This is a genomic window from Pseudomonas sp. 05N434 (assembly GCF_056396965.1).
On sequence record NZ_JBFTMK010000152.1, the window covers coordinates 1 to 9,688 of the forward strand.

Sequence of the window (9,688 nt, forward strand, 5' to 3'; positions counted from 1 at the left end):
GAAGTCTATGGCATGTGCCAGGACGCCAACTTCGACGAAGACAGCTCCAACCTGGTGGTTGGGCCGATCAACAAGCAACGCTGGATCTACTCGATCTCCAAGCAGCTGCTTGACCGAGTGATCTGGGCTTACGGCCAGAAAGGCCTGAACTTCACCCTGTTCCGCCCTTTCAACTGGATGGGCCCACGCCTGGACCGTCTGGACTCGGCGCGTATCGGCAGCTCCCGGGCCATCACCCAGTTGATCCTGAACCTGGTGGAAGGCACGCCAATTCGCCTGTTCGACGGCGGCGAACAAAAACGCTGCTTCACCGACATCGCCGATGGCGTCGAAGCCCTGGCGCGGATCATCGACAACGACAACGATGTCTGCAACGGCCAGATCATCAACATCGGCAACCCGGACAACGAAGCCAGCATTCGTCAGCTGGGCGAAGAACTGCTGCGTCAGTTCGAAGCTCACCCGTTGCGCGACAACTTCCCGCCATTCGCCGGTTTCCGCGATATCGAAAGCAAGGCTTTCTACGGCACTGGCTATCAGGACGTGTCTCACCGCAAACCGAGCATCGCCAACGCCAAGCGTCTGCTTGACTGGGCACCCACCGTGGAGATGAAGGAAACCATCGGCAACACGCTGGACTTCTTCCTGCGCGAGGCCATGCTCGAAATCGCGGACAAAAAACGTTGATGCAGGCAGGCCTTCGAATCGATGTCGACACCTACCGAGGCACCCGTGAAGGGGTGCCGCGGTTACTCGAAATGCTCGATGAAGCACAGGTCAAGGCGACGTTTTTCTTCAGCGTCGGGCCAGACAACATGGGGCGCCACTTGTGGCGCCTTATCCGTCCGCAGTTTCTCTGGAAGATGCTTCGTTCCAACGCTGCCGGCCTGTATGGCTGGGATATTTTGTTGGCAGGCACTGCGTGGCCGGGCAAACCGATCGGTCGCGACCTCGGGCACCTGATGCGTCAAGCCCAGGCGGCTGGGCATGAAGTCGGCCTGCACGCCTGGGATCACCACGGCTGGCAGGCCAATGCCGGACGCTGGAGCCAGGCGCAACTGATCGAGCAGATTCGTCGTGGCGTCGACAGCCTCAGTGACATCCTCGGCCAAAAAGTCGAATGCTCGGCTTCCGCCGGTTGGCGGGCGGACGAGCGTGTGATCGAAGCCAAGCAAGGTTTCGGCTTTCGCTACAACAGCGATTGTCGGGGCCAGCACCTGTTCCAGCCAATCCTGACCAATGGTAGTCTGGGCGCACCGCAGATTCCGGTGGACCTGCCGACCTTCGACGAAGTGGTTGGCCCGACCGTTGCGGCCAAAGACTTCAACACCTTCATTCTTGAGCGGTTCTCCCCGCAAAAACTCAATGTCTACACTGTCCATGCCGAAGTAGAAGGGATTCTGATGGCCAACGATTTTCGCCAATTATTGGCCGATGCTCGCCAACGTGATATTCATTTCCAACCCTTGGGCAATTTGCTTCCCGACGCCCCCGCCATCTTGCCTAAGGGCCGGGTCGTACGCGGCACTCTTGAGGGTCGCGAAGGCTGGCTAGGGGTTCAAGGCGCATGAGCAAACCTTGGGCATTGCCGTTATTACTGGTCGTTCTGGCGCTGGCGTACCTGCTGCCGCTAGGCTCTCACGGCCTTTGGATTCCCGACGAAACCCGTTACGCCCAGATCAGCCAGGACATGCTCCTGAGCGGTAACTGGGTGTCGCCGCATTTCATGAGCCTGCGTTACTTCGAAAAGCCCATCGCGGGCTACTGGATGATCGCTATCGGCCAGGCGCTGTTTGGCGACAATCTGTTTGGCGTACGTATTGCCTCGGTGCTGAGCACCGGGCTGAGCGTGTTGCTGTGCTACCTGATCGCTCACCGGCTGTGGAACGAGCCGCGCAAGAGTTTTGCCTGTGCGCTGCTGTACATGAGCTTTGCGATCATCGCCGGGCAAGCCGGCTACGCCAACCTCGATCCGCAATTCACCTTCTGGGTAAACCTGAGCCTGGTGGCTTTGTGGTTTGCGCTGGACAGCACCAGCCGTGGCCAGCGTCTGCTCGGCTGGACTGTACTGGGGCTTGCCTGTGGCATGGGTTTCATGACCAAAGGCTTCCTCGCCTGGGCGTTGCCGGTGTTGATCGCCCTGCCCTGGGTGCTCTGGCAGAAACGCTGGCGGGAACTGCTGACTTACGGCCCGGTGGCGATTATCGTCGCCATCGCGGTGAGCCTGCCGTGGGCCTTGGCGGTGCACGCGCAGGAACCCGATTACTGGCGGTTCTTCTTCTGGCACGAACACATTCGCCGCTTCGCCGGGGATGACGCCCAACACGATGCGCCATGGTGGTTCTACCTGCCGCTGCTGGTAGCGTTCAGCCTGCCATGGGCGGCGTTGCTGCCATCGGCGCTGAAACAGGCCTGGCAGACCCGGCGTCAGGCCAACATCGCTTTCCTGCTGCTGTGGTTGCTGATGCCCTTGCTGTTTTTCAGCCTGAGCAACGGCAAGCTGCCGACCTACATCATGCCCTGCCTGCTGCCTCTGGCGTTGTTGCTGGGCCATGCCCTGGCGGACCGACTGAAGCTGGAACAAGGCCGGGTGCTGGGGATCAATGGCCTGCTGAACATGACGCTGGGCCTGATCGTCCTGATTGCGCTGGTTTATCTGCAACTGAAAAAACCGCTGTACACCCACGAACTGCACAACCTGGTATTGGTGTTCATCGGGTTGATCGGCTGGATCATGGCCAACCTGCTGCAGGCCTTCCGTCCCTTGCAATGCTGGGCGGCACCGGCTTTTGGCAGTTTGCTGCTGATCGGCGTGCTGCCGGCCGGCATGCCGGATTCGGTGGTGGCTAACAAGATGCCCGACCAGTTCATCCTCCAGCACGCCCCGGAACTGGCGCAGACCGACAAGCTGTTGAGCAACGACCTGGGCGCTGCCTCGGCCCTGGCCTGGCGCTTGAAACGCCCGGAGGTGGCGTTGTACAACACGATAGGCGAATTGAAATACGGCCTCGACTATCCTGATCCAGATGCAATACAGCAGCGGGTCGATCTTGAGCACGTGCAACAGTGGATGCGCGAAGCGCGTCAGAGTGGTTCGGTCGGCGTGGTGATGCGGGTCAAAGGGGATGACGAACTGCAAGAAATCGAACTGCTGCCCAAGGATGGCAAACGTTATGAACAAGGCAACCTGGTGATCCTGATCTTCCCTCGGGATGCGTCATGAGCCTGTTGCTGCTCCTGACCGCCTGCCTGCTGACTTGCCTTGGCCAGATCGCCCAGAAGTACGCCGTGGAAAGCTGGCGTGGCAAGACCTCGGGTTGGGGCGAGAAACTGCGTTCGCCTTGGCTGTGGCTGGCGCTCGCCTCTCTGGGGCTGGGCTTGCTGGTCTGGCTGCTGGTGTTGCAGCGCCTCGAAGTCGGTATCGCCTATCCCATGCTCAGCCTGAATTTCGTGCTGATCACACTGGTCGCCCGTTTCGTCTTTCACGAAGTCATCGACCGCCGTCACTGGTTGGGCGTGGCGCTGGTGATTGGTGGCGTGGCGTTGCTGGGGCAACACGCATGAGCCTGCGTCGCGGAATCGCCTTTGCCATGGGCAGCGTAGTGCTGGGCACCGCCGCGCAGTTGGGCATGCGCTGGAGCATGACTCGCTTGCCACATCCCGAACAGTGGTTAGCGGCCTTGAGCAGCGGCAGCGTCGATATGCCCGCTGTGATTGTCGTACTGGCCGCCATCCTCGCCTATGCCGTGTCGATGCTCACCTGGCTCGCGGCCCTGCGGGATGTGCCGCTGGGTCGGGCCTATTCGCTGCTGAGCATCAGCTACGCGCTGGTGTATGTGCTGGCCGCCAGCCTGCCACTGTTCAACGAATCCTTCAGTCTTTCAAAAACCCTGGGAGTGGCGCTGGTCATCCTGGGGGTCATTACTATTAATTCTCGACCTGCTCGCGCGCCCGAACTTAGGAGTGCATCATGAAAATCAGTGTATTTGGTAGCGGTTACGTTGGTCTGGTGCAAGCCGCCGTCCTGGCTGAAGTCGGCCATGACGTAGTGTGCATGGACATTGACGAGAAAAAAGTTGCGTTGCTGCAACAAGGCCACGTCAGCATCTTCGAGCCGGGGCTGGCCAGCCTGGTGCGTGAAAGCCTGGATGCCAAGCGGCTGCACTTCACCTCGGACGAAAAGTTCGCGGTGCAACATGGCCAGGTGCTGTTCATCGCCGTCGGCACGCCGTCCCGGGAGGATGGTTCGGCGGATCTGCAATACGTGTTGTCCGTGGGTGAAGCGGTCGCGCGTCATCGTGAACAGCCGGTGATCCTGGTGGAGAAATCCACGGTGCCGGTGGGCACCGGCGATACGCTGCGCGCCCATATCGACCAGTACCTGCTCAAGGCCGGCCGTCAGCTGCAGTTCGATATCGTTTCCAACCCGGAGTTTTTGAAAGAAGGTTCGGCCGTGGCCGATTGCCGGCGCCCGGACCGCATCATCATCGGCTGTGAAGGCGATGAAGTGCGCGACGTGATGCGCGACCTCTATGCACCGTTCAACCGCAACCATGACCGCGTCATGTTCATGGACCTGCGCAGCGCCGAGCTGACCAAATACGCCGCCAACTGCATGCTGGCGACCAAAATCAGCTTCATCAACCAGATCGCCGAACTGGCCGAACACCTGGGTGCCGACATCGAATCGGTACGGCTGGGCATCGGTGCCGACTCGCGTATCGGTTACCACTTCATCTACCCCGGCTGCGGTTACGGCGGCTCGTGTTTCCCCAAGGATATGCGCGCTCTGATCCACAGTGCCGAAGAAGCCCACTGCAACAGCGACCTGCTGCAAGCGGTSGAAGCCATCAACSAGCGGCAGAAACACAARYTGTTCGAACGCATCAACGCGTTCTACAARGGTGAKYTGMRMGRCAAGACCTTCGCCSTYTGGGGCCTGGCSTTCAAACCCAACACCGACGACATGCGCGATGCGCCGAGCCGGGTGCTACTGGAATCGCTGTGGGCTGCGGGGGCCAATGTACGGGCGTTCGACCCGGAAGCCATGCAGGAAACCCAACACCTTTATCCTGACGAACCGAAGCTGATGCTCATGGGCACGCCGGAATCAGTCCTTTCGGGTGCCGACGCTTTGATCATCTGCACCGAATGGCAGCAGTTCAAGGCGCCAGACTTCGACCTGATCCAGCAACGCCTGAATGCACCGGTGATTTTCGACGGACGTAACCTGTACGACGCAGAGCGCCTGGCCCGCAGCGGCTTCCTGTATTTCCCGATGGGCCGTGGTGAATCCCGCAAATTGCCAATTCCCCTTCAGCAATGGCCATCGGCCTCAGGCGTCGCGTGAGTACGGTATCGCCCAGCATTCGTCGGCAGTCCTTAGGGTTCGGGCTGCTGACGTTCATGCTGTTCATCGCGGGGGTCTATCAGCAAACARCAATCGGTTTCGATTCGCGGTTCGTGCTGTTCGCCCAGGAGATGCTGCGCCACGGGCCGTCGTTTTTCCCGACCACCTATGGCCAGCCCTATGCCGATTACTCGGCGCTGTCTACGGTGTTTGTCTGGCTGTTGTCCCTGCCGTTCGGTCAGGTCAATAGCCTCACCGCGTGGTTGCCGACTGCCATCGGCGCTGCGGTGATCGTCACGTTGATGTACCGGTTGGTCGCGCCCTGCTCCACACGCTGGGCGCTGCTGAGCATCGCGTTGATGTTGCTCACCAGTACATTTGTCACTGAAACCCGTGCCGTGTCCCAGGACCTGATGCTGGCGGCCGTGGCCTTTTCGGTGTTCTACCTTGGGTACGCCGCCGATCATTTCGCGATGCCCCGTCGGTGGCCGCTGATTTTTGTGCTGCTGCTGTTGGGCTTCGGGATTCGCGGGCCGATCGGGCTGGTTATCCCCACCGGTATGTTGTGCAGCTACTACCTGCTCAATCGCCAATGGTCACGGTTGTTCGGTTTTGGCCTGTTGGCGGCGGTGTTGTTGGTGGTGTGCGTCGGCGCGCTGCTGTGGCTGGCCGAAGCCAGTGGTGGAACGGCCTTCATGCATGACGTGGTGCGCATGCAGTTCATGGGGCGCATGGACGGCAGTGAAGGCGTCAGTGGTTCGCTGTATTACTTCACCGCTTCGTTTGGCAACTATGCGCTCGCTTATCCATTGGCACTGCTGGTATTGGCCGCGGTCTGGCTGACGAACCCACGGCAGGCAGGTCCGGCATTACGCTTGTTGCAATACTGCACGGCGGCCGGGTTGATCGTGATGATTGGCTTATCGATTCCCCAGGCGAAAAAGGCCCGTTACCTGCTGCCGATGCTGCCCATGGCGGCGATCATTGCGGCGTACCCGTTTCAGGTGGCGCAAGGTCGGGTATTCGGTTGGTTGCGGGGTTTGATGCAAGGGCTGTGGCTGGTGATACCGGGGGTGTTGATTGTCGCATTGCTGATCATTCAGCGGCGTCTGCCAGCACAACCTCCTGCCTTTGTGCCGGTATTGATCGTGCTTGCGGCTCTGCAAGTCATCACACTGGCGGCTTGGTTCCGCGCTCACTGGCGAGCCGAGGTGCTGGCCTGTTGCGCAGTCCTGGCGCTGTGGTCGGTTTATATCCTGGTGTATGAACCGGTCGAACGTCAGCTTTACGACACGCAAGCCTTCAGTCGAGCCGCGTTCGCAGAGATTCAAAAAGCGCCGGCGCCGTTGGTGCTGCACGGCATGGGCAAAGACGCCAAGGCGATCAAGTTCATGGTCAATATCGAGCAGGACTTTCAACCGGTGTTCACCGAATCGACACAGGAACTGGAAGCCCTCTCGGGGCCGGCCTGGCTGATGATGGACCGAAACGACTACAACGCCCTGCAAGGCACTCCGCTGGGTGCCCAGCCACCGGTATTGAGCGGACGTTTCGATAAGAACGATTTCGTATTGCTGCACACGCCGCCCTTGTAGGAACTGCCGTAGGCTGCGATCTTTTGATGGTTTCGATGTTGCTGAAGAGCAAGATCAAAGATCGCAGCCTGCAGTAGCTCCTGCGTATCCATGTATTGTCCTTTAGTTACTGTTAACCACACTTGAACGCCTACGTTTGAGGTTAAACCGGCGCCTTCAAATCCACCCCCAGCGACTGGGCAAACGCCTTCACCAACGGACTGCGCACAGTGTTGTGGCGCAGGATCAGATTGAACGGCGTGACGATGTTGATCAGGTCCGGACGCACCGCCCGAAACTGTCCCTGAGCCACCAGGTTTGCCGCGTAATGCTCGGGCAGAAAACCGACGAAACGCCCCGTCTTGACCAGCAGCGCCACAGCTTCCACTTGAGTCGCCGAAGCGGAAAAGCTGTCGTAGCGGGCAAAGTTCAGTTTGTCCCGATGGATCGCGTAGCGGTGGTTGATGCACTCGTAATCCTGCAGCACATTGCCGCCCATGTCCGCCTCCGGCACCGAGAACAGTGGATGACCGACGGCGCAATACACATACGAGCGTTCTTCATACAGCGGGAAGTAATCGAACTCTTCTCTTTTTTGATAAACCGGCACGATCCCGGCCACTAACCGCCCCTCGACCACACCTCTTTCCACCTCATCTAACTGGGAGGCCTGAAGTTGAAATCTTACTTTCGGCGACTCTTCATTTATTCTTCTAAGCGCCGCAACTAACGGAGAATTCGAGTCCGTAATTGTATTATCAATGACGCCCACCCCAAGGTCGCCAATAAGTTCATTCTGCGCCGAACTAAGCCGATCACGAAAGTTATCGACCGAGGCAAATAAATCGATCGACGCCTGATACACCAGGCGCCCTTCTTCGGTCAGGTGAAACCCTTCCCGCCCCCGGGTACACAGGCGCATGCCGATGCGAATCTCAAGGTCGGAAATCTGTTTGCTGATGGCCGCCAAGCCCACGTTCAGCTCATTCTGCGCCGCACTGAAGCCGCCAGCCTCGACCACGGCCTTGAATACTTTGAGCAGTTTGAAGTCCAGGCCGCTGAGGGCCAACGGCGCCCGATGTACCGTTTTTAACGGCGGGTTTCCGGAATTGGAAAGTGGGGTTTCCATAATGCTTATTTACCTCTGGCGCCCTATTCAACAACCTGTGTCCAACAACAAAAACAGTGCTGGCTAATAATAATGAACACAGAAAACAAGGCTTGGCAACCGTTAATAAATCCCGCCGATCAGTGCCAACTCACTGATTTCGAACTATTAAAAGCTGACACTTCGATCAGCTCTCGCCATTTCGCAACTGCCCTCTTGAACACTGCTTTGGCCTAACTACGCCCGGTTGAATTTTTTTCGACCTGTAGGAGCGAGGCTTGCCCGCGAAGCTCTTCGGCATCACACCAGATTAACTATTAACTTCCGAGCAACGACGAGGAAAACAACAATGTCTCAAACCACCGACCGTCTCTGGGGTGCCCGTTTCAAGAGCGGCCCGTCTGAAGCTCTGGCGGCGCTGTCCCGTTGCCCCGAGCGCTACTTTCGCCTTACCCCATATGACCTCGCCGGTTCCAAGGCCCATGCCCGGGAGTTGCAGCGAGCCGGCCTTCTGAGCGAGCAGGAAACCCAGACCATGCTCGACGCCCTGCAGGGCATCGGTGATGACTTCCGTGCCGGCAACATCGCGCCGACCCTGGACGACGAAGACGTGCACACCTTCATCGAGCGCCTGCTGACCGAACGCCTCGGCGCACTGGGCGGCAAGCTGCGCGCCGGCCGTTCGCGCAACGACCAGACCGCCAACGACCTGCGGCTGTTCCTGCGTGATCACGTCCGTACGTTGGCCGTTGAAGTGCTGGCCTTGCAGCAAGCGCTGGTGGAACAGGCCGAGCAACACGTCGAGAGCATCTGCCCGGGTTTCACTCACTTGCAACAAGCCCAGCCGATCGTGTTCGCTCACCACTTGCTGGCCCACGCCCAATCGATGCTGCGCGATGTGCAGCGCCTGGTGGACTGGGACGCGCGCACCTCGCTGTCGCCACTGGGTGCAGCGGCCATGGCCGGTTCCGCCATCGCTCGCCTGCCCCAGCAGTCAGCCAAGGAAATGGGCTACAGCGGCGTGTGCGAAAACTCCATCGACGCCGTGGCCAGCCGCGATCACGTCGCCGAATTCCYGTTTATCGCCAGCATGCTAGGGATCAACATTTCCCGCCTCGCCGAAGAATTCTGCCTGCTGTCGACGCTCAAATCCCTGCCGCTGTCCTACAACCGTGACTTGAGCGAAGACAAAAACGGCGTGCTCGACAGCGTCGACACCCTGCTGCTGGTGCTGCCGGCCATGGCCGGGATGGTCGCGACCATGAAGGTCAACGTCGAAGAACTGCGCCGTCAGGCACCGCTGGGTTTCACCCTTGCCACTGAAGTCGCCGACTGGTTGGCGGTACGCGGCGTGCCGTTCAAGGAAGCGCATGAAATCACCGGCGCATTGGTCCAGGCCTGTGAGAAACATGACATCGAACTGTGGGAAGCCTCGCCGGCGCTGCTGGCCGAGATCGATCCGCGCCTGACGCCTGAGGTGCGCGAGAGCCTGACCCTCGAAGCGGCTATCGCCGCCCGCAGTGGCTGGGGTGGCACCGCACCGCAACAGGTGCGCGAGCAGATCGGCCGACTGAAAACCGCCCTCGCCGCGCAGCAAGCGTGGACCGAGAACTATCAGGGCTTCCGCCTCTGATAGACAACGCAAAACCTTGTAGG

9 protein-coding genes are annotated in these 9,688 nt (G+C 59.5%); 8 read left to right on the plus strand and 1 reads right to left on the minus strand.

All coding sequences use genetic code 11. The annotated features are described in order from the left end of the window. The 7 genes from AC1DLB_RS12310 to AC1DLB_RS12340 all read left to right on the plus strand — a co-directional run. A partial coding sequence (locus tag AC1DLB_RS12310) for an NAD-dependent epimerase/dehydratase family protein (protein ID WP_477785057.1) occupies positions 1–687 on the plus strand: 687 nt, incomplete at its 5' end. Further along, positions 687–1,571 (plus strand): 4-deoxy-4-formamido-L-arabinose-phosphoundecaprenol deformylase, encoded by an 885-nt coding sequence (gene arnD, locus AC1DLB_RS12315; RefSeq protein WP_477743121.1) that lies wholly within the window; start codon positions 687–689, stop codon positions 1,569–1,571. The genes AC1DLB_RS12310 and arnD, both read left to right, overlap by 1 nt. Beyond that, complete coding sequence (arnT, locus tag AC1DLB_RS12320) at positions 1,568–3,223, plus strand: lipid IV(A) 4-amino-4-deoxy-L-arabinosyltransferase (RefSeq protein ID WP_064617798.1); 1,656 nt, start codon at positions 1,568–1,570, stop codon at positions 3,221–3,223. The genes arnD and arnT overlap by 4 nt, the downstream gene beginning before the upstream one ends. After that, the gene (gene arnE, locus AC1DLB_RS12325; protein ID WP_018925830.1) at positions 3,220–3,564 is read left to right on the plus strand and encodes a 4-amino-4-deoxy-L-arabinose-phosphoundecaprenol flippase subunit ArnE; all 345 of its coding nucleotides are present in this window, start codon (positions 3,220–3,222) and stop codon (positions 3,562–3,564) included. The genes arnT and arnE overlap by 4 nt, the downstream gene beginning before the upstream one ends. Next, positions 3,561–3,974, plus strand: a complete 414-nt coding sequence (gene arnF / locus AC1DLB_RS12330) for a 4-amino-4-deoxy-L-arabinose-phosphoundecaprenol flippase subunit ArnF (protein ID WP_019578860.1) — start codon at positions 3,561–3,563, stop codon at positions 3,972–3,974. Before arnE ends, arnF begins: the two co-directional genes overlap by 4 nt. Next, positions 3,971–5,350, plus strand: coding sequence for a UDP-glucose dehydrogenase family protein (locus AC1DLB_RS12335; protein WP_477785058.1), 1,380 nt, complete (start codon positions 3,971–3,973; stop codon positions 5,348–5,350). Before arnF ends, AC1DLB_RS12335 begins: the two co-directional genes overlap by 4 nt. Then, positions 5,323–6,945 carry an ArnT family glycosyltransferase gene (locus tag AC1DLB_RS12340; protein ID WP_477785059.1) on the plus strand — a complete coding sequence of 541 codons (1,623 nt, stop codon included), beginning with the start codon at positions 5,323–5,325 and terminating at the stop codon, positions 6,943–6,945. The genes AC1DLB_RS12335 and AC1DLB_RS12340 overlap by 28 nt, the downstream gene beginning before the upstream one ends. Before the next feature lie 142 nt (positions 6,946–7,087). Here the strand turns inward: AC1DLB_RS12340 and AC1DLB_RS12345 are convergent, their stop codons facing one another. Beyond that, on the minus strand, positions 7,088–8,053 hold the full coding sequence (locus tag AC1DLB_RS12345) for a LysR family transcriptional regulator (RefSeq protein ID WP_064617794.1): 966 nt from the start codon (positions 8,051–8,053) through the stop codon (positions 7,088–7,090). Positions 8,054–8,381: 328 nt separating this feature from the next. Here AC1DLB_RS12345 and AC1DLB_RS12350 point away from each other — a divergent pair, with 328 nt between their 5' ends. Beyond that, positions 8,382–9,665, plus strand: coding sequence for an argininosuccinate lyase (locus tag AC1DLB_RS12350; RefSeq protein ID WP_477785060.1), 1,284 nt, complete (start codon positions 8,382–8,384; stop codon positions 9,663–9,665). Positions 9,666–9,688 lie beyond the last annotated feature (23 nt).